Source organism: Saliphagus infecundisoli, from assembly GCF_020177375.1.
Taxonomy (GTDB): Archaea; Halobacteriota; Halobacteria; order Halobacteriales; family Natrialbaceae; genus Saliphagus; species Saliphagus infecundisoli.
In genome coordinates, this window is the sequence record NZ_JAIWHV010000003.1 from 175,066 (window position 1) to 201,348 (window position 26,283).

28 protein-coding genes and 1 other RNA gene are annotated in these 26,283 nt (G+C 67.5%); 15 read left to right on the plus strand and 14 right to left on the minus strand.

Going from position 1 to position 26,283, the window contains the following annotated elements:
• Positions 1–18 precede the first annotated feature (18 nt).
• Together LCF40_RS07985 and LCF40_RS07990 are read right to left on the minus strand one after the other, a co-directional pair.
• Positions 19–996, minus strand: coding sequence for a PLP-dependent cysteine synthase family protein (locus tag LCF40_RS07985; protein ID WP_224828057.1), 978 nt, complete (start codon positions 994–996; stop codon positions 19–21).
• A gap of 57 nt (positions 997–1,053) precedes the next feature.
• Positions 1,054–1,383: a DUF5798 family protein gene (locus LCF40_RS07990; RefSeq protein WP_114579461.1), complete on the minus strand. Its 330-nt coding sequence runs from the start codon at positions 1,381–1,383 to the stop codon at positions 1,054–1,056.
• Positions 1,384–1,480: 97 nt separating this feature from the next.
• Here LCF40_RS07990 and LCF40_RS07995 point away from each other — a divergent pair, with 97 nt between their 5' ends.
• Both LCF40_RS07995 and ffs read left to right on the plus strand, forming a co-directional pair.
• Entirely contained in the window at positions 1,481–1,903 is a 423-nt protein-coding gene (locus tag LCF40_RS07995) for a DUF7548 family protein (RefSeq protein ID WP_114579462.1), read from the plus strand.
• A 48-nt stretch (positions 1,904–1,951) separates the two neighbouring features.
• Positions 1,952–2,264, plus strand: an RNA gene (gene ffs, locus LCF40_RS08000) — signal recognition particle sRNA.
• A gap of 371 nt (positions 2,265–2,635) precedes the next feature.
• Here ffs and LCF40_RS08005 read toward each other — a convergent pair.
• The 4 genes from LCF40_RS08005 to LCF40_RS08020 all read right to left on the minus strand — a co-directional run bounded on the left by LCF40_RS08005 (position 2,636) and on the right by LCF40_RS08020 (position 5,674).
• Positions 2,636–3,925, minus strand: a complete 1,290-nt coding sequence (locus LCF40_RS08005; RefSeq protein WP_224828058.1) for an ICP22 family protein — start codon at positions 3,923–3,925, stop codon at positions 2,636–2,638.
• 221 nt (positions 3,926–4,146) lie between these two features.
• A complete protein-coding gene (locus LCF40_RS08010) occupies positions 4,147–5,058 on the minus strand; it encodes a mechanosensitive ion channel family protein (RefSeq protein WP_114579464.1) in 912 nt (303 codons plus the stop codon).
• Entirely contained in the window at positions 5,055–5,303 is a 249-nt protein-coding gene (locus tag LCF40_RS08015; RefSeq protein ID WP_114579465.1) for a YhbY family RNA-binding protein, read from the minus strand. The genes LCF40_RS08010 and LCF40_RS08015 overlap by 4 nt, the downstream gene beginning before the upstream one ends.
• An 89-nt stretch (positions 5,304–5,392) precedes the next feature.
• Positions 5,393–5,674: a ribonuclease P protein component 4 gene (locus tag LCF40_RS08020; RefSeq protein ID WP_224828059.1), complete on the minus strand. Its 282-nt coding sequence runs from the start codon at positions 5,672–5,674 to the stop codon at positions 5,393–5,395.
• Positions 5,675–5,818: 144 nt separating this feature from the next.
• On the opposite strand from LCF40_RS08020, the gene LCF40_RS08025 reads away from it, so the two are divergent.
• Both LCF40_RS08025 and LCF40_RS08030 read left to right on the plus strand, forming a co-directional pair.
• Positions 5,819–7,720, plus strand: a complete 1,902-nt coding sequence (locus LCF40_RS08025) for an ABC transporter substrate-binding protein (RefSeq protein ID WP_224828060.1) — start codon at positions 5,819–5,821, stop codon at positions 7,718–7,720.
• Positions 7,721–7,722: 2 nt separating this feature from the next.
• Entirely contained in the window at positions 7,723–8,601 is an 879-nt protein-coding gene (locus LCF40_RS08030; protein WP_224828061.1) for a phosphatase PAP2 family protein, read from the plus strand.
• A 51-nt stretch (positions 8,602–8,652) separates the two neighbouring features.
• On the opposite strand, the gene LCF40_RS08035 is transcribed toward LCF40_RS08030, so the two are convergent.
• From LCF40_RS08035 to LCF40_RS08045, 3 genes are read right to left on the minus strand one after another with little or no spacing between them, the layout of a single operon-like run.
• On the minus strand, positions 8,653–9,048 hold the full coding sequence (locus LCF40_RS08035) for a hypothetical protein (protein WP_114579469.1): 396 nt from the start codon (positions 9,046–9,048) through the stop codon (positions 8,653–8,655).
• 44 nt (positions 9,049–9,092) lie between these two features.
• On the minus strand, positions 9,093–9,851 hold the full coding sequence (locus tag LCF40_RS08040; protein WP_224828062.1) for a DUF2797 domain-containing protein: 759 nt from the start codon (positions 9,849–9,851) through the stop codon (positions 9,093–9,095).
• Positions 9,852–9,890: 39 nt separating this feature from the next.
• A complete protein-coding gene (locus tag LCF40_RS08045; protein ID WP_224828063.1) occupies positions 9,891–10,829 on the minus strand; it encodes an NAD-dependent epimerase/dehydratase family protein in 939 nt (312 codons plus the stop codon).
• A 91-nt stretch (positions 10,830–10,920) separates the two neighbouring features.
• On the opposite strand from LCF40_RS08045, the gene acs (LCF40_RS08050) reads away from it, so the two are divergent.
• From acs (LCF40_RS08050) to LCF40_RS08075, 6 genes are all read left to right on the plus strand, one after another.
• Positions 10,921–12,876, plus strand: a complete 1,956-nt coding sequence (acs, locus tag LCF40_RS08050; RefSeq protein WP_224828064.1) for an acetate--CoA ligase — start codon at positions 10,921–10,923, stop codon at positions 12,874–12,876.
• A 121-nt stretch (positions 12,877–12,997) separates the two neighbouring features.
• Positions 12,998–14,764 (plus strand): bacterio-opsin activator domain-containing protein, encoded by a 1,767-nt coding sequence (locus LCF40_RS08055; RefSeq protein ID WP_224828065.1) that lies wholly within the window; start codon positions 12,998–13,000, stop codon positions 14,762–14,764.
• 58 nt (positions 14,765–14,822) lie between these two features.
• A complete protein-coding gene (gene acs, locus LCF40_RS08060) occupies positions 14,823–16,805 on the plus strand; it encodes an acetate--CoA ligase (protein WP_224828066.1) in 1,983 nt (660 codons plus the stop codon).
• A gap of 39 nt (positions 16,806–16,844) precedes the next feature.
• Entirely contained in the window at positions 16,845–17,306 is a 462-nt protein-coding gene (locus LCF40_RS08065) for a DUF4212 domain-containing protein (RefSeq protein WP_114577692.1), read from the plus strand.
• Positions 17,303–18,994 (plus strand): VC_2705 family sodium/solute symporter, encoded by a 1,692-nt coding sequence (locus LCF40_RS08070; RefSeq protein ID WP_224828067.1) that lies wholly within the window; start codon positions 17,303–17,305, stop codon positions 18,992–18,994. The genes LCF40_RS08065 and LCF40_RS08070 overlap by 4 nt, the downstream gene beginning before the upstream one ends.
• A gap of 3 nt (positions 18,995–18,997) precedes the next feature.
• Positions 18,998–19,456: a universal stress protein gene (locus LCF40_RS08075; protein WP_224828068.1), complete on the plus strand. Its 459-nt coding sequence runs from the start codon at positions 18,998–19,000 to the stop codon at positions 19,454–19,456.
• A gap of 64 nt (positions 19,457–19,520) precedes the next feature.
• Here the strand turns inward: LCF40_RS08075 and LCF40_RS08080 are convergent, their stop codons facing one another.
• A complete protein-coding gene (locus LCF40_RS08080) occupies positions 19,521–19,742 on the minus strand; it encodes a DUF8119 family protein (protein WP_224828069.1) in 222 nt (73 codons plus the stop codon).
• 113 nt (positions 19,743–19,855) lie between these two features.
• On the opposite strand from LCF40_RS08080, the gene LCF40_RS08085 reads away from it, so the two are divergent.
• The gene (locus LCF40_RS08085) at positions 19,856–20,428 is read left to right on the plus strand and encodes a tRNA (cytidine(56)-2'-O)-methyltransferase (protein WP_224828070.1); all 573 of its coding nucleotides are present in this window, start codon (positions 19,856–19,858) and stop codon (positions 20,426–20,428) included.
• Positions 20,429–20,592: 164 nt separating this feature from the next.
• Here the strand turns inward: LCF40_RS08085 and LCF40_RS23145 are convergent, their stop codons facing one another.
• Together LCF40_RS23145 and LCF40_RS08090 are read right to left on the minus strand one after the other, a co-directional pair.
• Complete coding sequence (locus LCF40_RS23145) at positions 20,593–20,718, minus strand: hypothetical protein (RefSeq protein WP_263623621.1); 126 nt, start codon at positions 20,716–20,718, stop codon at positions 20,593–20,595.
• A complete protein-coding gene (locus tag LCF40_RS08090) occupies positions 20,715–21,029 on the minus strand; it encodes a DUF6684 family protein (RefSeq protein ID WP_224828071.1) in 315 nt (104 codons plus the stop codon). The genes LCF40_RS23145 and LCF40_RS08090 overlap by 4 nt, the downstream gene beginning before the upstream one ends.
• A gap of 71 nt (positions 21,030–21,100) precedes the next feature.
• Here LCF40_RS08090 and coxB point away from each other — a divergent pair, with 71 nt between their 5' ends.
• The 3 genes from coxB to LCF40_RS08105 all read left to right on the plus strand — a co-directional run bounded on the left by coxB (position 21,101) and on the right by LCF40_RS08105 (position 24,202).
• Positions 21,101–21,871, plus strand: a complete 771-nt coding sequence (coxB, locus tag LCF40_RS08095; RefSeq protein WP_224828072.1) for a cytochrome c oxidase subunit II — start codon at positions 21,101–21,103, stop codon at positions 21,869–21,871.
• Positions 21,868–22,314, plus strand: a complete 447-nt coding sequence (locus LCF40_RS08100) for a DUF6789 family protein (protein WP_114577685.1) — start codon at positions 21,868–21,870, stop codon at positions 22,312–22,314. Before coxB ends, LCF40_RS08100 begins: the two co-directional genes overlap by 4 nt.
• Positions 22,315–22,390: 76 nt before the next feature.
• Positions 22,391–24,202 carry a cbb3-type cytochrome c oxidase subunit I gene (locus tag LCF40_RS08105; protein WP_224828073.1) on the plus strand — a complete coding sequence of 604 codons (1,812 nt, stop codon included), beginning with the start codon at positions 22,391–22,393 and terminating at the stop codon, positions 24,200–24,202.
• 6 nt (positions 24,203–24,208) lie between these two features.
• Here LCF40_RS08105 and LCF40_RS08110 read toward each other — a convergent pair whose 3' ends face one another.
• Complete coding sequence (locus LCF40_RS08110) at positions 24,209–24,736, minus strand: DUF6789 family protein (RefSeq protein ID WP_224828074.1); 528 nt, start codon at positions 24,734–24,736, stop codon at positions 24,209–24,211.
• Between the two features lie 220 nt (positions 24,737–24,956).
• Positions 24,957–25,355 carry a DUF7541 family protein gene (locus LCF40_RS08115; protein ID WP_114577704.1) on the minus strand — a complete coding sequence of 133 codons (399 nt, stop codon included), beginning with the start codon at positions 25,353–25,355 and terminating at the stop codon, positions 24,957–24,959.
• Between the two features lie 80 nt (positions 25,356–25,435).
• Between LCF40_RS08115 and LCF40_RS08120 the strand changes: the two genes are divergently transcribed.
• Entirely contained in the window at positions 25,436–26,275 is an 840-nt protein-coding gene (locus LCF40_RS08120) for a cytochrome c oxidase subunit 3 (RefSeq protein ID WP_224828075.1), read from the plus strand.
• Positions 26,276–26,283: the final 8 nt, after the last annotated feature.

The window sequence follows — 26,283 nt, forward strand, 5'->3', positions numbered from 1 at the left end:
GTGGCCGGCCGGAGCCCTTCAACATTCCCACTCCTCGAACGAGCGGTAGATCCCCTTCGAGAGGTACCGCTCGCTCGAGTCCGGAAACACCGTCACGACGCTCTCGGAAGGCGCGTCGATCCCGCCGTCCGCGATCGAGCGGGCGACGCGCTTGGCCGCGACACTCGCCGCGGCCGCGCTCGAGCCGACCAGGTGGCCCTCCTCGCGGGCCAAACGGGCGACCTCCTCGTGGGCGCGTTCGTCGGCCACGGCGTGGACGGCATCGACGAGATCCGGGTCGAACAGCTCGTTGGTCGCGGGGTCGTGGGTTCCGATCCCCTCGACCTTGTACTCGCCTTCCTCGCGGTCCTCGCCGAAGAACTCTCCGTAGAGCGAGCCTTCGGGCTCGACGCCCGCGACGTACGTGTCTGGGTCCTGTTCGCGTGCGTAGCGGGCGATCCCCATGAGCGTCCCCGCGGTGCCACAGCCGGCAACGACAGCGCCCACCTCATCCAACGCGTCGTAGATCTCCGGCCCGGTCGTCTCGTAGTGGGCCTCGCTATTCAGCGGGTTCGAGAACTGCTGGGGGACCACCGCGTCGTCGAGTTCCTCCGCGAGCTCGTGGGCCCGGTCGATCGCGCCGTCCATCCCGTCGTCGCTCGGCGTGTTGATCACCTCGGCACCCAGCGCGGCCATCAGCTGTTGTTTCTCGACGGAAAAGCGCTCGGGCACGACGAAGATCGCCTCGAGGTCGAGCTGTTCGGCGGCGATCGCGATCCCGATCCCGGTGTTGCCGGCGGTCGGCTCGATGACGGTTCCGCCGGGGGAGACGTCGCCGCGCTCGAGCATCCGTTCGAGCATGTACCGGCCGATCCGGTCCTTGACGCTCGCGCCGGGGTTGAACGACTCGAGTTTCGCGTAGATCGCCACCTCCTCTGGCCCGTCGTGGACCCGGACCAGCGGCGTCCGGCCGACCGTCTCGAGGACCGACTCCAGGGGACGCTCGTGGCTCGTCATCCGGGCAGGCAAATGTTGCCCCGGGTGTTAGCTCTTATTATCCTCCAGCCGCCGAGGCTACTCCGCTCCTTGCGGCGGGGTCTCCCGGGTCCGGCCGCCATCGGCCCCCGCGGCGGCCTCGTCGTCGCGGGCGAGCTCGTCGGCGTCGTCGATTGCGGCCTGGGTAGTGACCTGATCGACGTCTACACCCTGCTCCTCGGCGATGGCGACCAGCAGAGCGCGGTTCTCCTCGATCCGGTGATCCAGGGCGGTGGCGGTGTCGTGGGTGTCCTCGAGCTTTCGCTCTAAGTGGATGATCCGCTGTTGGAGCTCCTGGATCTGTTTGTACACTTGCTCGGCGCGCTCGGAGACGATCTGGATCTTCTTTGCCGTACTGCCCAGTCCCATGCCTTCGAGTGACTGCTCCAGCTAATTGTGTCTTTCGCGCGACCGGTCCGAACCGGGGACCGCCGTCCTTATGCGACCTCGCTGCCAGATCCCGGGCATGCGCGCCCAGCAGCGCCCGCCGACCGCGGGGATCGTCGCCTGTCTCTGTTACCTCCTCGCGGTCGTCGCCCCCTACCTCCTCCTGGAGGGACCGGCGGCCGCCGGTCTCGAGACCTACTACGGCGGCTACGGGATCGCCGGCCCGCAGTTCCTCGCGGCGCTTCCCCTCGTCGGAATCGTCCTCTTCGCGGCCGGCCGCCAGGCCCGCACCCGCCCCGACTACGCCGCCGGCCTCACCCTCGTTCTCGGTACCGTGCTCACGCTGTTGGTCCTCGCGTGGGCCCTTGCGGTCCCCGCCGACGTCGTCGCGAGCATCGGCGAGGCGACCTGGCTCGAGTACCATCGCTGGCTCCTCGCCGTCTGTGCGGCCGCGGTCGTCGCCGCCTCCGCGTGGTACGCCCGCGTGCTCGGTCTCGTCTAAACACCACTCGCGTGGCGTAAGGCCCTTAAGCCCCTACCCCCTACGGAGGAGTGGACTAGGTCGGGCAGTTTGGCCCTGCTCTCTACCCGCACTACGGTCATCAGCGGGGACCGAATTCCGCGGGCGTCCGGTCCGACCGACCGGGGCCCCGGGAGCCAACGTAGAAGCCTCGTCCGTCGGGGACAGCGGGCCATTATGGCCGTCCGCAGGGACGCCCCATCGTGGCTAACCGGCGACAGCCCATCAGGCGCGGAAGCGAGCAGTGGACCGCCGGACACCTGTCGCTCGACGGGTCGCGGGGTGGAGGAGGCAACCGGGATTCCCCCGGCCGGAACGCCGGGCAACCGCGGGCCGTCCGCATTCATACGCGACGAACTTTTGCGCTGCAGGCGTGGCTCCGCCGCGCCCTCGGCAAAATCTTCAAAAGAGCATGCGTGCTCTTTTGGACCTAGCGGGATCGGAGATCCCGCTCAGCTTCGATGAAAAGCACTCCTCCCTCCCCGACAGCCGTGCGTCGCGTCGCTTCCGGTCGGTCGTCGGCCTGCTCGTTCGCATCGCTCACTCGCGGTGAGCCGGCTTGCTGTGTTTTCGAACGAACCGGCGGTAACACGGGATAGAAAGAAGATTTGGTAGATAGCCGCTGCAAACGGCCCGTTCTGACGGATTCGGATTCTCAGAACGATGTGAAGAGCGGAACGGATTGTTACCACGCGATAACTCCGTCAGGGGACACTACGTTGCAACGAGAGAGAACGCGACAGTGTGCTGGTAATCGGTGATCCTCTCACTGCCTTCGTCAGCAACTCCGAGCGATGTAGAGAACTCGAACTCCGAAGGAACCGTCCCCGGGAATCCCTCGTGGGACAGCCTCACCAGGACGAGTTCCTGTGATCGAGTTTCGTCGGGTTCGAGTTCCCCCAACAGGCTCGTATCCGTGGTGCCGACCGAGCCGATCGCAAACCACAGCCGTTCCTTCTCATTGAACGCATACTCGTTTTCATCTGGTGAAACTAGAATGAAATCGTCCGACGTCAGGGCTCGTCCGAGGGCCGCGCGCCGATCCCTGTAGACGATCGTCTCGTCGGTCGGGTTCGAGATCGAGACGGTGACCGTGAGCGGCGACTCGGGCGAGTGGATATCGGGTTGGGTCACTTCGAACTCGTGTCGAATCGGGCTCTCCGATGACGTCTCCGGATCTACTTCGTAGGCGCGGCTCTCGCGGACCGGATCATATTGGATATTCTTGTCTTGCTTTCGTGTCGATACGAGAGAGAACGAAAAACCGTACGCGTCTTCGGAATCGTCTTCGCCACCGGTACCCCCGTTTTCCACTACGACCGTCGTGGCGAACCAGAGCTGGGAGGGAACCGTCTCCGGGAAGTCCTCGTGCTGTCGTCGCACCAACACGAGCTCTCGAGATAGTGTCTCGTCGGGATCGAGCTCTCCGGATTCATACGAACCCGTGGAATCTCTCGTTTCCGATTCGAACCACAACCGTTCTCGTTCGTCGAACGAGTACGTGTCTTCTTCGTTCGGGATCAGTATGAATTCCTCGTACGTGACGTTCTCCGCGACGGCGTTTCCCTTCGTGCTGTAGCGGATCGTCTCGTCGGTCGGGTTCGAGATCGAGACGGTGACCGTAAGCGGCGACTCGGACGAGTGGATCTCGGGCTGGATCACCTCGAACTCGTATCGGATCGGGCTGTCCGATGGTGGGTCTGCTTCTATGTCGTAGGTTCGCCTCTCGCGGTCGCGCTCGCTCCGATCGGTCCCGTTTCCATCCGCTTCCTGCGCTGACTCGTTGGTCGCGTTATCCTGAGTCGGCCCGTTCGACGTGTCGTTCTGATTCGTGGTGTTCGAGTCGGGTCCCTCGGTGGGTCCGTTCGATTCGTTTTCCTGATCCGTTCCGTCAGCTTCCTCGTCTTGATCCGTCCCGTCGGAGCTTTGCGTGGTATCCGTACTGTTCTGGAGGCAGCCACCGAGGACGCCAACACCCGCGATCAGGAGTGCGCGTCGTTTCATGATAGCTAGGTTAGATTGTCAACGGATATGTTTTGGTCACAGTGAAACTCGTGTAGTATCCAACCAAGGATATATAACGGAAGAGGCCAGCCGGAAGGTGGGTCCTGTCACGGACTTACTTCGCGCGTTTTCGTTCGTATCGATACGTAACATCGGACTCGGCGTTGTGAATCGAGCGTGCGAGCACAGTTCTACGGCGGAAAGAAAGCGATCGCCGAAAATCAGTCGTCGGCCGACAGGTGCTGGGCGTTCTCCATCTGCAGGCCGCCCTCGAGCGTTCGGACGGGGTAGGGCATGTCGATCCCCTCCTCGTCGAACCGCTCCTTGACGCTGGTGACGTACTCCCCGCGCGTGCGGACGAAGTCCCCGCGGGAGGGCTCTGCGATCCAGAAGCGCGACTGGAGGCCGACCGCGGAGTCGCCGAGTTCGGTCAGCCGGACGGAGGGCTCGGGCTCGTTCAGGATGTCAGGATGGCGCTTGGCTTCCTCGACGATGATATCGGTCGCCTGCTGGATGTCGTCCTCGTAGCCGATCCCGAAGTCGAACTTCAGGCGGAGGCGGTCGCCGTCTACCGGGTTCTTCAAGACGCCGCTGGTGAGCACGCTGTTCGGTACGGTGAGCAGTTCGTTGTCGAACGTCCGCACGCGGGTGACCCGGAGGCTGATGTCCTCGACGATCCCCGAATAGGTGCCGTCGTCCCACTCGATCCAGTCGCCGATCCGGAACGGCCTGTCGGTGTAGATGAAGACGCCGGCGACGAAGTTCGAGATGACGTTCTGGAGGGCGAGCCCGACCGCCAGCGCCCCCGCGGCGGCGATGCCGGCCATCGAGACCAGGAAGTTGCCGAAGCCGGCGAAGCCGAACGCGAGGGCGACCGCGGCGAACAACACCCCGAGGCGGGTCGCGAGCAACAGGGGCGTCTGTGCGTGGGCGTCGAGTTCGCGGGCATCGAGTGCCCGCCCGACGAGCGGGATCACGACCGCACGGCCGATCGCGGCGAAGACCACCAGGCCGACGACGAACACCAGGACGCTCGCGACGGCTTCCCCGCCGGCGCCCGCCAGGCCCGGAACGTTGTCGGCGAACCATCGTCCGAGGCCCTCCGTTATCTGGAGCGGCGGCGTGGCGGTCATCGGTACAACACCGCCGTATGGCCCCGGGTATCGACGAGGTCGGCGCCGACCTGTTCGGCGAGGTCCGCGGCCTGCTCCTCGGTGGGGGGCCCCGTCCGGGCGGCCCGGAGGAACTTCACTTTGATCAGATCGTTTGCCGAAAGCTGGTCGTCGAGCTCCTCGACGACCGCCTCGGGGCCGCCCTTGCCGACCCAGACGGTCACGTCCAGATCGTGGGCTCGCCGCTTGAGCTCTTGGTCGTCCATGGCGGCGTCTAGGGGGATGATGGTTTAATGGTCCCGAAACCGGAGCGCGAGCGGCTCGAGGGCGCTGCGTCGACGCGAGTCGTCGCGGATCAGCCGTCGATGTACGGGTATCGTGCCTGGGCCCGGCAGTCACAGGTGATGACGACGTGGCCGTCCCGCAGGCGGACTCGGGCGTTTCGCCCCGGCCGGAGGTAGGCGTCGCAGTCGTCGCAGGTGAACCGACGGAACTTGCGGGGCAGGACCAGTCGGTTTCGTTCGGCGACCCGGCGAGCGAGGCGGACGTAGTAGCGTGCGCGGTCGTCCTCGCCCCCTCGGGCGGCCGCCCGCGCAAGCTCCGCGAGGCGTTCGATGCGCTCCTCGGCGACGGTCATGGCAGACGGTTCGGTCCCCCGTGGCATCCATATTGCGTTCGATCGCGGGCGGCGCCCCGGGGGTAATAGAGGGATACGGGGACGGACCATCCACAATATAGTTATACGGGGAGGGTCGAGTATCGATGATATATCGACGCCACGATGACGGGACCCTCCACCGACCGGCTCGACAGGCGATCGCTGCTCGCGGCGCTCGGAGCCGGCGGGTTGGGCGCTACTGCCGGCTGCGTCCACCGAGCCCGCAACGCCGTCAACCGGGACGGCCCCGAGCAGCTCTCCCTGACGATCACGACCGTCCCCGCCGACGTCGACCAGGTCTCGATCCGGATCGCCAACGACCTCCAGGCGAACCTCGCGGCAGTCGGGATCGAGGCCAGCATCGACCCGCTGTCGGTCGAGGAGTTCTTCCGGGCGACGCTCGTCAACCACGACTTCGACCTCTTCGTCGGCCACCACCCCGGCGACGACGACCCCGACTTCCTCTACGAGTCGCTCCACTCGGTGTTCGCGAGCGAACCCGGCTGGCAGAACCCCTACGGATTCACGAACATGGCCTTCGACACCCTACTGGAGCGCCAGCGGCGGATCGGCGGCGAGGCCCGCCGGACCACCATCGGCGAGATCCTGGAGGCGCTCGCGGCCGAACAGCCGTTCGTCCCGCTGTGTGTCCCGACCGAACACCGGCTCCTGCGGACCGACCGCTTCGAGGGCTGGAACGACGACCTGCTCGCGAGCCGGCTTGGCTATCTCGGATTGGAACAAGTCGAGGGCGCCGAGGGCCCCAACGACCGGCTCCGGGCGCTCGTCACCGACGCGCGCTCGACCGTAAACCTGAACCCGCTGTCGGCGGAGTACTACGACCAGAGCACCTACATCGACCTGCTGTACGACTCGCTCGCGACCGCCGACGGCGACGGCTTTCGTCCCTGGCTCGCCGAGTCCTGGGAGTGGGAGGGCCGGACGGTGACGGTCCGGCTCCGGCCCGACCTCTCCTTTCACGACGGCGAATCCCTCACCGCCGACGACGTCGCCTTCACCTACCGCTTTCTCGACGACACCACGCTCGGGGATGAGGAGTCGATCGAGGCGCCGGCGCCTCGCTACCAGGGCCAGGTCACGGCCGTCGAGGAGGTCATCGCTACCGACGACCGAACCGTCGAGATCGAGGTCTCGACCGGCCGGGAGGTCGGCGAACGCGCGCTCGCGGTCCCGATCCTCCCCGAACACGTCTGGAGAGAGCGCGCCGAGGAAGTCGAGATCGCCGGAATCTCGATCTCCCAGGGGACGACGGAGGCCGTCGTCACCGACAACATCCCACCGGTCGGCAGCGGCCCCTTCGCGTTCGTCGAGCGAACCGAGCGCGAGAGCCTCGAGCTGGCCCGTTTCGAGGACCACTTCTCGCTCCGGGAGGATGCCGGAGCCAGCGGCGGGGACGTCGAGGGCGAGGGAGACGATGATGGGGAAAACGGCAACGAGACGCCTCCGACGGGCGCCGAGCGCCGGGAGTCGGGGCCGACGCCGGCGCCGACCGTCGCCGAACTCGGGACCCGGGTCGAACCCAGCAGCCCATCGACGATCGAGTCGATGGGAAACGGCGACGGGGACGTCACCGTCACGCCGATAGAGCCCCACACGATCGGGGACGTCGAGGAGCGAGAGGGACTCGCGCTCCGGGACACGTCCTCCCGGGCGTTCTACCAGGTCGGGTTCAACGTCAGGAACGCCCCCTTCGGGAACCCCTACTTCCGGCGGACCGTCGCCCGCCTGCTCGACAAGGCGTGGATCGCCCGCGACGTGTTCTACGGCCACGCCGACCCCGTCGCGACGCCGCTTCCCGAGGGATGGGAACAGCACGACGGGGACGACAGGAACGAGGAAGCCAGCGACGAGTGGGTTCCCGAGAGCCTCCGGTGGGACGGCGAGGACCCCGAAGTCCCCTTCTTCGGCGAGGACGGCGACCTCGACGCCGAGGCCGCCCGCGCGGAGTTCGAGGAGATCGGCTTCCAGTACAACGACCAGGGCGACCTCCTCATGGGTGAGTGAGCGTGCTCGGCCGGGTCCTCCTTGAGGTAAGCATCGGCGTCTCGATCATGATCGCCGTCGCGACGGCCGTCGTCGTCGGCCGCCAGCGGCTCGTCGTCACACTCCGGGAGTTCACCGACCGGCTCCGGGACGTCGCACCGACCGCGGCCGTCCTCACGGTCGTCCTGCTGTTCAACGGGATCGCCCGCCAGGTCGTCCCGGAGCTCTCCTGGATCATTAACCAGAACGTCGGCTTCGTCAACCTCAACCTCACGTGGGTGATCTACGACCTCGAGGGCGAGTTCCTCGTCTGGCTCCAGTCGTTTGCGAACCCGACGTTCACCAGCTACTTCTCGTTTATCTACATCTACGGCTACATCTTCCTGCTGGTCTTTCCCGTGGTCGCCTACTTCGCGCTCCCCAACAGCCGCCCGTTGCGCGAGTTGCTCGCGGCCTACACGCTGAACTACGTCCTCGGGCTGATCTGTTACGTCGTCATCATCGCCTACGGTCCCCGGAACATGATGCCCGAACTCGTCCAGGGGCTGCTGTTCGACACCTATCCCCGCTACCAGTACCTCACGCGCCAGGTAAACCGGAACACGAACGTCTTCCCCTCGCTTCACACCTCGCTTTCGGTGACCGTAGCCTTGCTCGCCTACCGCTCGCGGGCCGTCTACCCCCGGTGGCACCCGGTCGCGTTCACCCTCGCGGTCAGCGTCGTGCTCTCGACGATGTATCTGGGAATCCACTGGGCGACCGACGTGGTCGCCGGGATCGTCCTCGCCTGGCTCTGCGTGGTGCTTGCCTCCCGGCTGGTCGGACGCTGGTCGCCCGTGGGCTACCTCCGTGACCACTTTCGCGACCGGGGCTGGCTCGGCTCCCGACCGCCGGAGCCGTGACTCTCCGGAAAAGCGACCCCGGAAACCGTCGAAAACGCGAAGAAACGAGCCTCAGTCGTCCTCGAGCGCGTCGGCGATGCGCTGTAGCTGCCGGGTCTGGTCGCGCATCTCGTCTCTGAGCTGTCGGACCTCGCGGACCAGTTCCTCGTTGTCGCTGCCCTGGTCGCCGCCAGGCGCCCCGCCGGGACCGCCGGGGCCGCCCCCGCCCATCATGCCGCCCATCATCTGGGCGAAGGGGTTGCCGCCACCGCCGCCCATGCCGCCAGGCCCGCCACCGCCGCCACCGAAGGGGTCCGGCGGCCCCTCGCCCTCTCCCTCCTCGCCTTCCTCGGCGCGTTTCTCGCGGATCTCCTCGACGCGCTCGCGGAAGGACTTCTCCTCGCCCTCTCCGGTCTCTGCGTCCTCGCTACCGGCGTCCTCGGCGTCGTGTTCGTTGTCGTCGGCCATGAGGGCGGGTTCTCCGCCGCGCCGGAAAAGGATTGTCATAGCCGTCAGAACGAACCCAGCGACGACTGGAGCCGGCGTTCGTCGGCCCCCTCCTCGAGCTCGTAGCCGACCAGGTCGCGCATGTCGACGGCGTACGTCGTCGCGCCCCGATCGAGGACGAGCAGCCGCCCCTTCACGCCCCGAACCGTACCCGAAGCAATCGTTTCGACCACTGGTCGGACCGGGAGGTCGAGTCCGTAGTCGAAGGCGTAGCGGTCGATGACGTCGAACTCCGCGAGAGCGCCCTCCCACCGATCCGCGTCCACGTTCGCCGCGAGGCCGGCCCGCTTGGTCGGGACCCGGACACGGTCAGTGAGTTCCTCGGCGATTCCGGCCTCGAGTTCGCGGGCGATCCGGCCGTTCGAGACGGTGTGGATGTGGGCCCCGCGGTCGGCGCCCTGCTCGCGCAGGCGGGTCTCGAGGCGCTCGGCCCGCGTTACTCCGACCTTGACCGTCCTGGGAGCGAAGGCCGCGAGGTAGACCGCGTGAGGGTCGTAACAGTCCATCTCGTCTTTGAGACAGGTTCCCGTACAGCGGGCACAGACCCAGCTCGTCGTGTGGAACTCGCAGTAGGGGGTTTCGGGGCGGTCGCAGGCGTAGTGGACGCCCTCGCGGTCGATCGAGCCGGCACACCGCCGGTCGCCGAGCCCGAAGCCGAGGTCGGTGCCCGGTTCGAGGGAGATCCGTCGGGCCTCGCTCCCGTCGCCGTCGCTGACCAGCAACGCGGAGCCCCGGCCGCTCGGGTCGTAGCCGACGACTTGCACTGGCGGCGGTAGGTCGGGGCCGGCTAAAGCTTCCCCGGACTACCGCTCGTCGAGGCGGGCCACGAGCGAGCGGGCGGCCTCTCTGACGGAGTCGTCGCTCGAGAGGGCGGGCTCCCAGTGGGTCGAGAGCTTCTCGATCGAGAGGCGCATCTTCGGGACGTCGCCGGTCCAGCCCCGGTCGCCGCCGGTGTACTCGTAGTCGGGATCGAGGCCCATCTCGTCGCTTACGATGTCGGCGATCCGATCGACGGAGGTCGTCGTCCGGGTGCCGAGGTTGTAGGTGTGCATTCCCCCCTTCGGGGTGCCCTCGACGACTGCCCGGATCGCCTCCGAACACTCGGCCACGTGCATGTAGGACTTCTGCTGGCGGCCGTCGCCGAGGATCGTCAGCGTCTCCGGGTTCTCGTCGAGTTTCTCGACGAAGTCGGGGACGACGCCCGCGCCGAAGCGGGGGCCGACGACGTTCGCGAAGCGGAAGTTCCAGACCGTGAAGTCGTGTGAGTGGGCGTACACCGAGAGGAGGCTTTCCTCCGAGAGCTTGGCCGCGCCGTAGATGCTGATCGGCTCGAGGGGCGCGTAGTCCGCGGGCGTAGGACGGGGTGCCTCGCCGTAGACCGTCGAGGAGGAGGTAAAGGCGAGCCGGGAGACGCCGACTTCCTCCATCCGCTCGACGAGATCGTAGGTCATCGAGCCGTTGACCTCGAACTGCTCGCGGGGGTCGTCGGTATCCACGTATTTGTCGGCGGCGGCACAGTGAAAGACCGCGTCGAGGTCCCCGGTGATCGCGTCCTCGAGGGTCTCCCGCTCGGTGAGATCGCCCTCGACGAACGCGCAGTCGTCGGGAACCGATTCGCGAACCCCGTTCGAGAGGTCGTCGACGACGACGACCTCGTTGTCGGCCGCGAGCTGGGCCGCGAGCTCTGAGCCCACGAGTCCCGCCCCGCCCGTCACCAGTAGCCGGCGATCGGTCAGGTCCATGTCGGTACCGACCGGGAGGCGGTGCATGTGTGTTGTGGTTCCGACGAGGGGCGGAGGAACGCTTATTTTTCCGACCCCACAGGGTGAGGGCATGGACGAACGACGCTGGTCGGGATCGGGGACCGCGGACGCCGGCCCGTCGATCCCGCCCCCGGAGTCGTTCGTCTCCCGGGCGAACATGCGCGAGGACCCCCGCGAGGAGTTCGACGAGGAGTGGCCCGGCTGCTGGGAGCGGGCGGCCGAGTTGCTCTCCTGGGAGACGGAGTACGACACGGTCCTCGAGGACGACGAGGCCCCCTTTTACCGATGGTTCGACGGCGGGAAACTCAACGCGGCGGCGAACTGCCTCGACCGCCATCTCGAGGGCGGCGCGAAGAACCGCGCGGCGCTTCGCTGGGAGGGCAAACGTGGCGAGTCACGGACCTACACCTACCGGGAGCTAGCCGTGGAAGTCGAGGAGTGTGCGGCCGCCCTCAGCGGACTGGGGGTGGTGGAGGACGACGTGGTGACGCTCTATCTGCCGATGATTCCCGAACTCCCTGTCGCGATGCTCGCGTGTGCGCGCATCGGCGCGCCCCACTCGGTCGTCTTCGCGGGGCTGTCGGCCGACGCGCTGTCCACGAGGATCGAGGCCGCCAACAGCGAGTACCTGGTGACCTGCGACGGCTACTACCGTCGCGGGGACGCCTTCAACCAGAAGGGGAAAGTCGACAACGCCGTGCTCTCGGTCGGCCACGACGTGCGGGCGACGGTCGTCGTCGACCGCCTCGGCGAGGACCTCCCCCACCATCTCGGAGACGACCAGTACGATTACCACGACCTGCTCGCGGCCCACGCCGGCGAGAGCGTCGAGCCGGTCGCCAGAGACTCGCGCGACGACCTCTTCGTGATGTACACCTCCGGAACGACCGGAGAACCAAAGGGCGTCGTCCACGCGACCGGGGGCTATCTCTCCTACGTCGCCTGGACCGCCCGCGCGGTCCTCGACGTCGAGCCGGGGGACACCTACTGGTGTGCGGCGGACATCGGCTGGATCACGGGCCACTCCTACATCGTCTACGGGCCACTGGCCCTGGGGACGACGACCCTGCTCTACGAGGGCACCCCAGACTACCCCGACCGGGATCGCCTCTGGGAGATCGTCGAGCGAAACGCCGTCGACGTCTTCTACACCGCGCCGACGGCGGTGCGGGCGTTCATGAAGTGGGGCGCGGAGTACCCCGAGAGTCACGACCTCTCATCGCTCCGATTGTTGGGGACGGTCGGCGAGCCGATCGACCCCCGGACCTGGAAGTGGTACTACCGACACGTCGGCGGCGGGAACTGTCCGGTCGTCGATACCTGGTGGCAGACCGAAACCGGCGGCATGATGCTCACCACGCTGCCCGGGGTCGACGAGATGAAACCCGGGGCGGCGGGTCCACCCCTGCCAGGGATCGACGCCCGCGTCGTCGATCCCGACGGGGAGGCCGTCGATCCCGGCGAGGCCGGCTCCCTGACGATCCGCCGGCCCTGGCCCGGGATGGCCCGGACGCTGTACGGCGGCGACGACGCCTTCGTCGAGGAGTACTGGTCGAGGTTCTCCGATCCCGCGGCCGGCGACTGGGTCTACGACAGCGGGGACGCCGCCCGCGTCGATCCCGACGGCTACGTCACCGTTCTCGGCCGGACCGACGACGTGATCGACGTTTCGGGGCGCCGGCTGAGCACGGCCGAACTCGAGAGCGCGATCGTCGCCACGGAGGGCGTCGCCGAGGCCGCGGTCGTCGCCGGCGATGGCATCTACGCCTACGTGAGCCCGGAACAGGGCGTCGACCCCTCGCGTGGGCTCCCGGAGGTGATCGGGACGAACGTCGACGACGCGATCGGCCCCGTCGCCCGACCCGACCGGATCGTCTTCACGCCCGACCTCCCCAAGACCCGCTCGGGCAAGATCATGCGCCGGCTGCTCGGGGCGATCGCCCGCGGCGAGGATCTCGGGGACACCAGTGCGCTTCGAAATCCCGAGATCGTCGGTGAGCTCCGGGAGACGATCGGAGAGGAGTGAATTTCGACTTTCAATAGAAAGCGAAATACAAGGGAAGGTGGTGACGGCGGATGAAGCGGCGAGTGGACACTGAGGACGCCTATCAAAGCCTATTTCCCTTCGGTGTTCGAGAGATTACGAAATGGCGTCTCACGGGGACGAGCTCGCACGAACGGAGTACGAGGCGCTGCTCGACGCGGCCGAGAGCTACCGGGAGGCGCTCGTGGTTCGCCTCGTCGGCGAGACCGGCCTCCGGCCGCGGGAGCTGACCCGGATCCGGCCCGATAACGTCCACGAGCAGCGGTCGGATCCCCCGCGATATCTCCTCTCGATCCCGACGGAAAGCGGCGGCGAGGATCGGCGGGCGTACCTCCCGACCGCCGTCGAGGGCGAGCTCCGGCGGTACGTCCGCAACGCCGGGATCGCCGGCGACGAGCGGGTCTTTTCGGTCGGCGCGCGCCGGCTCCAGATGCTCGTCTCCGAGGTCGCCGACCGGGCCGCGACGCGCCGGAGCGACCCCTCCCTCGCCGGGATCTCGACGGACGGTCTTCGGCGGTTCTTCGCCCGGCGGACCCTCGTCGCCGGGGTGAACCCCCGGGCCGTGAAGGCCGCCGGCGGCTGGGGAAGCTTTCAGAGCCTCGAGCCCTACCTCCCCGAGCCGACCGACGACGCGCTGGTCGCGGCGTTCGACCCCGTCGAGCCCGATCGGATCGACCGTTCGGACGGAACTACCGCCTCACCTCCCGGGATCCCCGGCCGGCATCGGGCGGTGACCGAAGCGATCCTGGAGAGTTCGACGCCCGCGGAGATCGAGGCCGAGCTCTGTGAGACGCTGGCCGGCAGCGACCTCGGCGATGACTCGGTCGCCGGCCCCCCGGCATACGACCTGGCCTGGATCGAACGCCGGACTCCCGAGGACGGAGAGAGCCCCCACGCGGCCTGTGGGATCGACGCCGACCGCACCGCCGACCTCCCCGGAAGTTTCGAGGGAAGCCGGGAGGAGAGACCGGGCGAGGTCGCCGTCGTCGAGGCGGACGGCGTCGATCGGTCCCCGGAATCGGTCGCCGCCGTCGGCGTCGGCTACGGCGACGCGACGTACGCGACGCTGTTCGTCGGCGCCGACCGCGAGGGCGCCTTCGGGACCGACGAACGCGGCTGGCTCTCGACCGTCGGGCGCCAGGCCGGCCACGCCGTCGCCGCCGCCCGCCGCCGAACCCTGTTGCTCTCGGACACCCTCGTCGAACTCGAGATTGTCTGTCGGGACGGGAACTCGTTTTTCGTCTCGGCCTCGGCACAACTGGGCTGTCGGTTCGAACTCGACTCGCTGGTCTCGCTGACCGAGGCGACCCAGCTCTGTTACGTCCGCCTCGAGGGGGCCCCACCGACGGACGTGTTCGACCTGGCCGACGCGGACCCCGGCGTCGACGACTGCCGGCTCGTCGGGACCGGCGACGAGGAGTGGCGCGTCGAGTTCGTCCTGCTGGGCTCCTCGCCGATCGTCACCCTGACGGAGTACGGAACGACGGTCCTGGCGGCGACGATCGAGGAGGGGGTCGCCCGGATCGCCGCCGAGTGTAGCGCCGACGCCGAGATCCGGGCGATCGTCGAAGGGGTCCGGTCGGCGTTTCCCGACTCCGAACTCGCCGGCAAACGCGAGGTCGAGCGCTCCGTCCGGACCGCAAGCGAGTTTCGGGAGGGCATCGAACAGCGCCTCACCGACCGCCAGGAGGCGGCCCTCCGGGCGGCGTACTTCGGGGGCTACTACGACTGGCCGCGGGAGAGTACCGCCGAGGAGATCGCCGACGCGATGGGGATCTCCTCGCCGACGCTGCACAACCACCTCCGGAAGGGACAGCACGAACTCCTCCGGACGTTCTTCGACGGCCCCTCAACCGACGAAACTCGGTAGTTTTTACGTATTTAGAGACGGGGTTTATCAGTATTATTCCTAATCTATGTGACGTTCCATGTCAGGTGACGACGACCCACCGGTAGAACTCGAGGCACGGCTCGCCGACCAGGAGACGTTCGAGCCCTCCGCGGAGTTCGTTTCCCAGGCCAACGTCTCCGATCCCGCGATCTACGACGAGTTCGAGCAGAACTGGCCGGAGTGTTGGGAGCGCGCCGCCGACCTGCTCTCGTGGGACCAGGAGTACGACACCGTACTCGACGACGGTAATAAGCCCTTCTACGAGTGGTTCACGGGCGGCGAGCTGAACGCGTCGGCGAACTGCCTCGACAGGCACGTCGAGGAGGGCCGGGGCGACGAGCTCGCCATCCAGTGGGAGGGCGAGTTGGGCGACACCCGCGAGTTCACGTACAGCGAGCTGTTGAGAGAGGTCGAGGAATTCGCGGCCGTATTGGGGGATCTCGGGGTAAGGGAGGACGACGTCGTCACTCTCTACTTGCCGATGATCCCCGAACTTCCGATCGCCATGCTCGCCTGCGCTCGTATCGGCGCGCCCCACTCGGTGGTGTTCGCGGGCTTTTCGGCCGACGCGCTCGCCACCCGGATGAACGCCGCCGACAGCGATCATCTCGTCACCTGTGACGGCTACTACCGTCGGGGCGACGCCCTCGATCACAAGGAGAAAGCCGACGAGGGCCTCGAGAGCGTCACAGGCGACACGACGACCGTCGTCGTCGATCGATTGGGCGACGAACTCGACCACTCGCTCGGTGAGGACCAGTACGATTACGACGACCTCGTCGCCGAGCAGGAAGGGGCCTCGGTCGATCCGGTCTCCCGGGACGCCGAGGACATGCTCTTTCTCATGTATACGTCGGGCACCACGGGCGAACCCAAGGGCGTCAAGCACACCACTGGCGGCTACCTCTCCTACGCGGCCTGGACGTCCCATGCCGTGTTGGACGTCGAGCCCGACGATACCTACTGGTGTGCCGCGGACATCGGCTGGATCACGGGCCACTCCTATATCGTCTACGGCCCGCTCGCGCTCGGAACGACCAGCGTGATGTACGAGGGAACTCCGGACTACCCCGAGAAAGATCGGCTCTGGGAGCTCGTCGAAGACTATGGCGTCGACATCTTCTATACGGCGCCCACCGCGATTCGGGCGTTCATGAAGTGGGGCCAGGACTACCCCAAAGAACACGACCTTTCGTCGCTCCGATTGCTCGGCACCGTGGGCGAGCCGATCAATCCTCGCGCCTGGAAGTGGTACTACACCCATATCGGTGGCGAGGAGTGCCCGATCGTCGATACCTGGTGGCAGACCGAAACCGGCGGCATGATGATCACCACCCTCCCGGGCATCGGCGAGATGAAGCCGGGATCGGCGGGCCCGCCACTGCCCGGCATCGACGCCCGGATCGTCGATTCGGGCGGCGAGGAGGTCGGTGCGGGTGACGCGGGCTATCTCACGGTCGACAACCCCTGGCCCGGGATGCTCCGGACGCTCTACAACAACGACGAGCGCTTCCTCGAGGAGTACTGGCGCGAGTATTCGGATCCCGACGCCGACGAGTGGGTCTACTTCCCCGAGGACGGCGCCAAGATCGACTCGGATGGGTATATCACCATCCTCGGGCGCGTCGACGACGTCATCAACGTTTCGGGCCACCGCCTGGGCACGATGGAGATCGAAAGCGCCATCGTCGGCACCGAGGGCGTCGCCGAAGCCGCCGTCGTCGGCGGCGACCACGACCTCAAGGGCGAAGCGGTGTATGCCTACGTCATCGTCGAGGACGGCTACGAGGGCAGCGACGAGTTGCGCGAGCGGATCATCGAAGGCGTCGAAGAGGCCATCGGTCCCATCGCCCGCCCCGAAGAGGTCGTCTTCACGCCCGAACTCCCCAAAACCAGATCGGGCAAGATCATGCGCCGACTCCTCGAAGACATCGCCAGCGGCAACGACCTCGGGGACACCTCCACCCTGCGCAACCCCGACGTCGTCGACGACATCGCCGCACAGGTCCGGGGCGATTGAGTGTCGCTATCGCAACGAGAACGACTTCAACGAAAACACATGGTAGACGCTAGCTCACGAGATCCGGACGACGACGACCGCTCGCCGGCCGCAGACGATCCGCGGCCCGACGGCGGCGTCGCCGGCCGACCGGCACAGGCGCATCGGGACACCGACTACCTCAACTCGGAAGTGAACATCTTGCGGCCGAGCACGCGGTTCATGCGCGACCACCTCCGGGTGGTTTGGGTCGGCTTCGCCGTCTGGGCGCTGGCCATCTTCGGTCCGGTGACGGCGACGCGGCTCGCGCCCGGCCCGATGACGACCGAGATGCCGGTGCTCGGATTCCCCTTACACTACTTCCTGGTGGCCTTCGGCGCGCCGACTGCGGCGCTGCTCCTCTCGTTTTGGTACGCCCGCAGGCGCGACGCCTTGGACGAGAAATACGGCATCGAACACGCGGCCGGCACGGCCGATAGCCCCGACCGGGCGGCGGCCGCCGACGGAGGGAGCGACGAATGACCGGGGCAGGGCTCCCGACCGTCGTCCTGCAGTCCGAACTGCTCCCGGAGGGGATGGACATCTCGTTCAAGACGGTGCCGGCCGCGCTGGTGATCGGGATGTTGCTCCTCTTTCTGGCCATCGGGTTCGTCTTTCGGGTCGCCGACACGGAGAACATGTGGGTCGCCGGGCGGTCAATCGGCAACTTAGAAAACGGGATGGCGATCGGCGCCAACTGGATGTCGGCGGCGTCGTACCTCGGGATGGCCGCCTCGATCGCCCTCTCGGGCTTTTACGGCCTGGTGTTCGTCGTCGGCTGGACGACGGGCTACTTCATCCTGCTGATCTTCCTGGCCGCACAGCTCCGGCGGTTCGGCAAGTACACCGCGCCGGACTTCGTCGGCGATCGCTTCAACTCCGAGAGCGCACGCGCGATCGCGGCGCTTACGACCTTCCTCATCGGGTTCGTCTACGCGATCGGACAGGCCCGCGGGATGGGGCTGGTCGGTCTCTACATCTTCGGCGACCTCGGGTTCCTCGGCCTCTCGGGGTACCAGGCGATGGTCATCATCATGATGTCGATCACCGTCGGCTACCTCACGCTGTCGGGGATGCTCGGCGCGACCAAGAACATGGCCGTCCAGTACGTCATCCTCATCTCGGCTTTCCTCGTCGGCCTGCTGGTCGTCGGCTGGACTCAGGGCTACTCGACGGTCCTGCCCCAGCTCGAGTACGGCGCCCTGATCAACGATCTGAGCAGCGAGTTCTCCGAACCGTTCGTCAACGAGAGCTATTACCTCTGGATCGCGACGACGTTCTCGCTGATCGTCGGCACCTGCGGCCTGCCCCACGTCCTCGTGCGGTTCTACACGGTCGAGAACGAGCGGACCGCTCGCTGGTCTACGGTCTGGGGGCTCTTTTTCATCTGTCTGCTCTACTGGAGCGCTCCGGCGTTTGCGGCGTTCGGCACCGACCTCTACGGCCAGGAGATCGGCGCGGTGTACGGCGATCCCGGCATGAGCACGGAGGCGAGCGACGTGATTGTCGTGTTGGCGGCACAGTTCGCACAACTTCCCGACTGGTTCGTCGGGCTCGTCGCCGCGGGCGGGATCGCGGCGGCGATCGCGACGACCGCCGGCCTCTTCATCGCCGGCTCGTCGGCGGTCTCCCACGACATCTACACGAACATCGTCAACCCCGACGCGACCCAGCGCCAGCAGGTCCTCGTCGGGCGCCTGAGCATCGTCCTTTTGGGCGTGTTGACGACGCTCGCCGCGCTCGACCCCGCGGCGCCGATCGCCGCGCTGGTCTCCTACGCGTTCGCGCTGGCCGGCGCCGTCCTCTTCCCGATGTTCTTCCTCGGAATGTGGTGGGAGAACACGAACCGCCAGGGTGCCCTCGCCGGCATGCTTACCGGCCTGGGCATCTGGTCGCTGGCGATGGTCAACGAGGTGTTGCCGGCCTACATCGGCGGGCTCGAGGCCCCGCTCGCGCCGGCGCTGGCGCAGTGGCTCCCCGCGATCGGCTCGGCGTTGATCGCCGTCCCGGTCGTCTTCGCCGTCACCATCGTCGTCTCGGCGGCCACCGACGAGCCGCCCCTCGAGACCAAACGTATCGTCCGGCAGTGTCACAGCCCCGAACCGATGGGCCAGCAACAGACCGCCGAGGACGTCGTCGCCGACGGGGGCGAGACCCCCGCGGACGACTGACCCATGTACGACAGGATACTCGTTCCCACCGACGGCAGCGAAACGGCCGAGAAGGCGATCGATCACGCCCTCGACACGGCGGAGACCTGTGGCGCCGAGGTCCACGCGCTGTACGTGGTCGACACTGACTCGATGAGTCTGAGTCTCGGCGCCGAACAGTTAGACCGCATCGAACAGGGTCAGTACGATCAGATGGACGACGTACGAGAGCGCGCCGAGTCGGCCACCGGCTACGTCGCCGACCGCGCGAGCGAGCGGGGCATCGTCGCCGTCGAGCACGTCTCGGCGGGCAAACCCCACGCGATGATCGCAGAGTACGTCGAGGACAACGACATCGACCTCGTCGTGATGGGCTCACAGGGCCGATCGGGAATCAGGCGAGCGCTACTGGGCAGCGTCACCGAACGGACGCTCAGATCGACCCGCGTCCCGGTGCTGGTCGTCGACGCCCGCGGAGAGTAGCCCCCGGTCGGGTTCATCCGACCGACATCGCGGTGGACTGGGACCGACCGGTCGTCGAAACCGTCTACTCGCGTCGCCAGCCGACCGCGAGTTCGGTGTTCCAGACGAACCCGAAGTACGCGACGACCCCGGCGAACATACAGGCATAGTACGCCCACGTCGGGCCGTCGGCGACCGTAAAGAGGACCTCGACCATCGTCACCCAGACGACCGCGAACGCCAGATCCGCAGCCATCCCCCAGCGCTGCTCGCGGACCGTCTCGAGTCGTTCCCGGAGAGTCGTCACGGACCGATCACGCCCGGACGTCGAGTCGGTTCGATCAAAAAGCTACCGCCGGGACGGGGCCGGCAACGGCCCCGGATCCGAACCCACATATGGCCGAGCGCGCAACCTCGCGTATGCACGGCTCGCCCGAGGTCGCCGTTCTCCGGCTGGGTCATCGTCCGGGCCGGGACGACCGGATGACGACCCACGTCGGGCTCACCGCCCGCGCGCTCGGTGCCGACAGGGTGATCCTCCCCGAAAACGCGACCCAGAGCCGCGAGACGGTCCGCGACATCACCGAGCGGTTCGGCGGCCCCTTCGAGGCGGAGCTGACCGACTCCCCCTACGGGCTCGTCCGGGACTGGGACGGACGCGTGGTTCACCTCACGATGTACGGCCAGGAGGTCCAGACCGTCGAAGCGGAGATCCGGACGGCCCACCGCGAGGCACCCATCCTGGTGGTCGTCGGCGCCGAGAAGGTCCCCTTCGACGTCTACGAGGCCGCCGACTGGAACGTCGGCGTCACGAACCAGCCCCACTCCGAGGTCGCGGGGCTCGCGGTCTTTTTAGACCGGCTGTTGGAAGGCGAAGAACTCGAGCGCGAGTGGGAGGAGGCCGACCGGCGAGTGATCCCGCGGTCGACGGGAAAGCGGGTCGAGCCGGCGGACGACGCGGGGGACACGGACCGCGGAAGTAACGGACGGTAGCCCGCCCCCCAAAACCGAACGTCCGAACCGCCGCCCTCGGCGGGTCGCAGTCGCGACCCGTTCTGCCAGCGGAACGGCCGCGGTCGTACGCTCGGGGGAACCGATATGCCGGGGGAGGACCCGCGGGTTGCGACCGACGGTGCGCCGGCGGTCCGCCGACCGTCTCAGAACGGAACGGTCGCGCCGGCAAACGAAAGCAGGTAGACGACGGCGGTGACGAGCGCGAGCCCGATGACGGCGAGCATGTACGCGAACGCGCCCTCGGGCGTGTAGATCGAGGGCAGGCTCATCGGTCGGGGCCCTCCGGCGGGTCGTCGGTCGAGTCCCTTGTCGGCGCCGAGCGGGCGGCGTCGCGCTCGATCGCGCGAGCCGCGTAGTACGTCGCGAACACGAGCACGACCAGCGGAAAGAGCGTCAGCGTGTGGGTGAGCACGACCGGCAACGGGTCGAACGACCAGGGAGAGGCCACCTCGATGAGGACCGCGAAGTACGCGAGGATGAAAAGCGGCGCCCCGTTGATCGAGATATCGACGACGGTCTCCCGAGAGAGCCACTCGAGCACGGGCGTGCGTTCGACCGGGAGCGTAATAAACGATCCCACGGCAGCCGTCGGGACCCCCGGCCGTCGTCGGACAAACGTTTATGCGAGGAGTGATCGTACCCAATTGATAGATGACGCGGGTACGCCGTGGTGTCGTCGCCGTCGTGGTCCTGCTCTCGGTGGTCCTCGCAGCGACACCATCGACGGTCGCCGCGAGTTCCGTCACCGACCAGCTCATCCGGCGGCTCAACCGGCAGTTGCTCTACATGGCCGTCCCGATCGCCGTCCTCGTCGAGATCATCCTGATCTACACGCTCTGGCGGTTCCGGGGCAACGACGAGCCACGGCCGACCCGCGAGAATCGACAGCTCGAGATCACGTGGACGGTCGCGACCGCGCTCGTCCTGCTGTTCGTCGGGACCGCGTCGTTTCACGCGCTGGCACATCCGTCGGTCTCGACGATCGACGGGGAGTCGAGCGATGTTCCCGACGACGCAGTCGAGGTCGACGTCACCGCCGAACAGTGGGAGTACGCCTTCGAGTATCCCGACGCGGGCGTGGCGACCAACGAGACGCTGGTGCTCCCGGAGAACCGTTCGATCTACCTGTCCATCACCGCCGAGGACGTCGTCCACTCCGTCCACGTCCCCGAGTTGGGACTGAAACAGGACGCCATCCCGGGGGAGACCAACCTGCTCCGGACGGAACTCACCGGGACCGGGGAGTACCGCCTCTACTGTGCCGAACTCTGTGGCGTGGGCCACTCCGGGATGCTCTCGACGGTCGAGGTCGTGAGCGAGGACGAGTACGAGGCGTGGCTCGAGGACCAGCGGGCGGGCGAGGCGGACAACGAGTCGGCGACCGATGCCACGAACGAATCGTCCGGCGGAGACGAGCCATGAACCGGGCACCGAGCGCCGTCGCCGGCGGCGTCGCCGGGACCGCCGTCATGTCCGTGATGCTCCTGTTGCTCGACGTCGAGACGCGCTCGACGATGGAGCTGTTCGACGTCGTCGCACGCTTCATCGGCCTGCCGGGCGATCCGGTCCTGGGCTTCGTCGTGTTCGCCGCGGCCGGCGTGGTCGCCTGGCCCCTCCTCTTTCTCGCGCTCGAACGCTACCTCCCGCGCGGTCCGGATCCCGCCGCCCGCGGCGTGGTATTCGGCACGATCCTCTGGATCCCGTTCGTGATCACGGGCAGAGGCGACATCGGGGGCCCGCTCCTGGTCTTTTTCGGCGTCTACACGCTGTTCGCCCACTGGCTGTACGGCTTCACGCTGGGCGCAGTGTACGGCCGACTGCTCGAGTCGTCCGCGGACCGACCGACACCTGGAGGGACACGATGAGACGAGATCCCGATCGACCGACTGCGACGGCACTGCGGTGCCGCGGCGACCGCATCGGGGTCGTGGAGGGGGATCGATGATCGGAGCGGTTCCCGGAATCGTCCTCGCCGTGGCGCTACTGGGCGGGCTCGCGGCCTACCTGCGCGTCCAGCGGGACCCGCCACCGGCGTGGTACGCCGACGGCGGCGTCATCTCGCCGACGGTGGGACTGACGAGGACGGAGAAACCGTCCGGCGTCCTCCGGTGGCTCACGACCGTCGATCACAAGGACATCGGGCTGCTGTACATCCTGTTCGGGACGGCCGCGGGGCTGTGGGGCGCGACCGACGCGATGATGATGCGCACGGAGTTGCTCGTGCCCGAGACCGTCGTCTGGAACGTCGAGACGTACAACGCGGTGTTTACGACCCACGGGCTGACGATGCTGTTTTTCTTCGTGACGCCCGTGTTCACCGGGATCGGGAACTACATGCTGCCGTTACTTCTCGACGCCGACGACATGGCGTTCCCGCGGATCAACGCGGTCGCGTTCTGGCTGCTCCCGCCGTCGCTGGTGCTGGTTCGAGGCGGACTGATCTCGGACGTGCTCGGAGCCGTCCTGGGCGTGCTCCCGATCGGGGTCGGCGCCTTGCTCGCGCTCGAGCCCGTCTCGATGGGATGGACGATGTACACTCCGCTCTCGACGGAGATGGCCAACCCCCAGATCGACGTGACGCTGCTGGGACTCCACCTGAGCGGGATCGCCACGACGATGGCGGCGATCAACTTCATCGTCACCATCGTCACCGAACGGCCCGACGACCTGGGCTGGGACGAACTCGACATCTTCTCGTGGAACATGCTCGTCACGAGCGGGCTGATCCTGCTCGCATTCCCGCTGCTGGGGAGTACCGTGATCCTCCTCCTGCTCGATCGGAACTTCGGGACGACGTTCTTCGCGATCGAGGGCGGCGGGCCGATGCTCTGGCAGCACCTGTTCTGGTTCTTCGGCCACCCCGAGGTCTACATCCTCGTCCTGCCGGCGTTCGGGTTGATCAGCCTCATACTCCCGAAGTTCTGTGGCCGCCGGCTCTTTGGCTTTCGCTTTATCGTCTACTCGACGATCGCCATCGGCGTCATGTCCTTCGGCGTCTGGGCCCACCACATGTTCGCGACCGGGATGGACCCGCGCCTGCGTGCGAGCTTCATGGCCGTCTCGCTCGCGATCGCCATCCCGAGTGCGATCAAGGAGTTCAACTGGATCGCGACGATGTGGAACGGCAGTCTCGAACTTTCCGCGCCGATGATCTGTATCGTCGGCGCGATGAGCACGTTCGTGATCGGCGGGATCACGGGCGTCTTCCTCGCGGCGGTCCCCGTCGATCTCGTGCTCCACGACACCCACTACGTCGTGGGCCACTTCCACCTCATCGTCGTCGGCATCATCCCGCTGGCGATGATCGCCGCGAGCTACTACTGGTTCCCGCTGATCACCGGCCGGATGTACAATCAGCGACTCGCCCGGGCCCAGGCCACGCTCCTGATCGTCGGCGCGTTCGTCACGTTCGTCCCGCTGTTGGTGCTTGGTTACATGGGCATGCCCCGACGGTACGCCGCCTACCCCGCCGAGTTCGTCGGCCTGAACCAGGTCGCCTCGATCGGCGCGTTCGTCATCGGCGTCAGCGTCGTCCTCTGGCTCGTCAATCTGGTCCAGTCGATCCGCGTGGGGCCGATCGTCGAGGACGCCGACGTCTGGAACCTGAAGGAGACGGGCCAGTTCACCCGGGAGTGGCAGTGGTTCGAGGACCGGATCGAAAAACGCCGGGCCGAACGACCCCTCCCGGACGACCATACGGGAGCCGAATCCGAACCATCCGAGGAAGCGACCGACCCGGAGAAACCCGATTAACCCTGCTCAGACGGCGTGCTGGGGGATGTAGGCGAAGCGCTCCATGGTCGTCCCGAGCACGTAGCCGTAGACCCAGTGGGCGCCAAGCGAGAGGCCAAGGAAGATGGCGCCGGCGTACTCGCCCGGCCAGAACGCGATGACGAACCCGGTCCACATGATCGTCGCGAAGGTGATCCCGCGGACCGCCCGGGGCTCCCGTGGCGGGAGGAAGGCGCCGCCCACCACGAACAGCAGGGGCAGGGCGACCGTCCCGCCGCCGACGAACACCACGAGTCCGAGCAGGAGGCTCGGTTCGAGGCCGAGCACCCGGCCGAGTTCCGCGAGGTCGACGAGCGAGTCCGCCCGGAACAGCTGGAGGAAGGCGGGCAACGCGAACAGGACCGGGACCATGGCCAGCAGTCCCGCCGCGCCGCCGGCGAAGGCTGCGAGCACGACTCTGGGGGTGATGTCGATCTCCGCATCGAGGTCCGACTCCCGGTCGAAGGGAGCGTCCGGGGTCTCCGGGTTCGGGGAGGCCTCGTCGCCCTGACTCATCGCCCGTGCCTACGGGCGTCCGGGTAATAACTGTCGGGCCCGGTTCGGTCGCCCGCTCCGGGGGGTGGCTACGGTAGCCACCCGCCCGCGGCGATCCGTTTTAGTGGGGCCCGGCCGGAGGGACGGACGTGTCCCGCAAGGTGTCGCTCGGATTGCTCCTGGCCGGCGCCGCCGCGTCCGTCTTCGTCATCGGGTTCGCCGTCGTAGCGCTGTGAGGGCGCTACCGCCCGCGATCGCCTCCGGCGCTCCCGGCGACGAGCGGACCGACGGCGCCGACGGCCACCAGTAGTACCGCCGATCCGAAGACGATGGCCGCCCGGACGGCGATCCCATCGGTCCGGGCCGCATCGGCGAGTCCGCCGGGGGTCGGCGACGGCGCGACGCCGAGCCAGGCGGCCGCGGCGACGACGGCGATCGCGGCACCCACGAGACGGAGCGGCCGCCACCGGTCCGTCGCGTAGCCGACCTCGCGGGCCATCCCGGCGACGCTTGAGCCGAACGCGAGCACGCCGCCGACGGCGACCGGCACGACTCCGAACAGGACGCCGGCCTCTGTCGCGGCGATCCCGACGGCGGCGACGATCGGCCACGGGCTCGACTTCGTCGGCTCGTCTCCCATCGGGCCGACTTCCATCCGGAGGGCAATGAAACGCTCGTCCGAGAGGCGGGGTTTTTGCCGGGCGCGATCGTAGCCCCCTCATGGGCTCTGCCGACGAGTCGAGCGAGAGCGATCACCACGCGCCCGCGCCCGCCGACTGGCCCCGCGGGTTCGGCGAGGCGAGCTGGTGGCCCCTGGCTACCGCCGTCGGGGCCGCGGGGCTGTACGCCGGCGCCGCGCTCGCGCTGCTGGCGCGGGGCGAGGACGCGATCGTCGGCCCCGCGCTCCCGTCGGTCCTGCTCGTCGGCGGCGTCGGGATCTTCCTCGCAAGCCTCTACGGCTGGACCTACCACGGCTTCGTCGCGCGCTACTGGAAGCGGGCCGCGGGCGACGGACTGGACCTCCGGTGGGGGATGGTCCTGTTTCTGGCGACCGACGTGATGACGTTCGCCGCCGGGTTCGTCTACTTCTTTTTCGTCCGGACCGGCCCGTGGCCGCCCGGCGAGCTCCCCCACCTGCTCTCCTCGCTCGTCGCGATCAACACAGCCGTCCTGGTCGCGAGCAGCGTCACCCTCCACGTCGCCCACGAGTCGATCCGGGGAGGCCACCGGCGGCGGTTTCTGGCGTTTCTCGGGGCGACGGTCGTGCTCGGCGTCGTCTTCGTCGGCGGCCAACTCCTCGAGTACTACGAACTGCTGGTCGTCGAGGGAGCCGCCCTCACGGACGTCTTCGGGAGCGCCTTCTTCGCGCTGACGGGCCTCCACGGGCTCCACGTCGCACTCGGCGTAATCCTGCTCGCCATCGTCCTCGTCCGCGCGGGCCGCGGGCAGTTCTCGGCCGAGCGCCACACCGCCGTCGCGACGACCTCGATGTACTGGCACTTCGTCGACGCGGTCTGGCTCTTCCTCGTCGTCACGCTGTACGTCGGGTCGGTCGCCTAATGGGTCGC

Bases quoted from the DNA above. Each gene is read 5' to 3' on its own strand.
- LCF40_RS07985 (WP_224828057.1), bottom strand. From the start codon at position 996: ATGACGAGCCACGAGCGTCCCCTGGAGTCGGTCCTCGAGACGGTCGGC.
- LCF40_RS07990 (WP_114579461.1), bottom strand. From the start codon at position 1,383: ATGGGACTGGGCAGTACGGCAAAGAAGATCCAGATCGTCTCCGAGCGC.
- LCF40_RS07995 (WP_114579462.1), top strand. From the start codon at position 1,481: ATGCGCGCCCAGCAGCGCCCGCCGACCGCGGGGATCGTCGCCTGTCTC.
- LCF40_RS08005 (WP_224828058.1), bottom strand. From the start codon at position 3,925: ATGAAACGACGCGCACTCCTGATCGCGGGTGTTGGCGTCCTCGGTGGC.
- LCF40_RS08010 (WP_114579464.1), bottom strand. From the start codon at position 5,058: ATGACCGCCACGCCGCCGCTCCAGATAACGGAGGGCCTCGGACGATGG.
- LCF40_RS08015 (WP_114579465.1), bottom strand. From the start codon at position 5,303: ATGGACGACCAAGAGCTCAAGCGGCGAGCCCACGATCTGGACGTGACC.
- LCF40_RS08020 (WP_224828059.1), bottom strand. From the start codon at position 5,674: ATGACCGTCGCCGAGGAGCGCATCGAACGCCTCGCGGAGCTTGCGCGG.
- LCF40_RS08025 (WP_224828060.1), top strand. From the start codon at position 5,819: ATGACGGGACCCTCCACCGACCGGCTCGACAGGCGATCGCTGCTCGCG.
- LCF40_RS08035 (WP_114579469.1), bottom strand. From the start codon at position 9,048: ATGGCCGACGACAACGAACACGACGCCGAGGACGCCGGTAGCGAGGAC.
- LCF40_RS08045 (WP_224828063.1), bottom strand. From the start codon at position 10,829: ATGGACCTGACCGATCGCCGGCTACTGGTGACGGGCGGGGCGGGACTC.
- acs (WP_224828064.1), top strand. From the start codon at position 10,921: ATGGACGAACGACGCTGGTCGGGATCGGGGACCGCGGACGCCGGCCCG.
- LCF40_RS08055 (WP_224828065.1), top strand. From the start codon at position 12,998: ATGGCGTCTCACGGGGACGAGCTCGCACGAACGGAGTACGAGGCGCTG.
- acs (WP_224828066.1), top strand. From the start codon at position 14,823: ATGTCAGGTGACGACGACCCACCGGTAGAACTCGAGGCACGGCTCGCC.
- LCF40_RS08065 (WP_114577692.1), top strand. From the start codon at position 16,845: ATGGTAGACGCTAGCTCACGAGATCCGGACGACGACGACCGCTCGCCG.
- LCF40_RS08070 (WP_224828067.1), top strand. From the start codon at position 17,303: ATGACCGGGGCAGGGCTCCCGACCGTCGTCCTGCAGTCCGAACTGCTC.
- LCF40_RS08075 (WP_224828068.1), top strand. From the start codon at position 18,998: ATGTACGACAGGATACTCGTTCCCACCGACGGCAGCGAAACGGCCGAG.
- LCF40_RS08085 (WP_224828070.1), top strand. From the start codon at position 19,856: ATGCACGGCTCGCCCGAGGTCGCCGTTCTCCGGCTGGGTCATCGTCCG.
- LCF40_RS23145 (WP_263623621.1), bottom strand. From the start codon at position 20,718: ATGAGCCTGCCCTCGATCTACACGCCCGAGGGCGCGTTCGCGTACATG.
- coxB (WP_224828072.1), top strand. From the start codon at position 21,101: ATGACGCGGGTACGCCGTGGTGTCGTCGCCGTCGTGGTCCTGCTCTCG.
- LCF40_RS08100 (WP_114577685.1), top strand. From the start codon at position 21,868: ATGAACCGGGCACCGAGCGCCGTCGCCGGCGGCGTCGCCGGGACCGCC.
- LCF40_RS08105 (WP_224828073.1), top strand. From the start codon at position 22,391: ATGATCGGAGCGGTTCCCGGAATCGTCCTCGCCGTGGCGCTACTGGGC.
- LCF40_RS08110 (WP_224828074.1), bottom strand. From the start codon at position 24,736: ATGAGTCAGGGCGACGAGGCCTCCCCGAACCCGGAGACCCCGGACGCT.
- LCF40_RS08115 (WP_114577704.1), bottom strand. From the start codon at position 25,355: ATGGGAGACGAGCCGACGAAGTCGAGCCCGTGGCCGATCGTCGCCGCC.
- LCF40_RS08120 (WP_224828075.1), top strand. From the start codon at position 25,436: ATGGGCTCTGCCGACGAGTCGAGCGAGAGCGATCACCACGCGCCCGCG.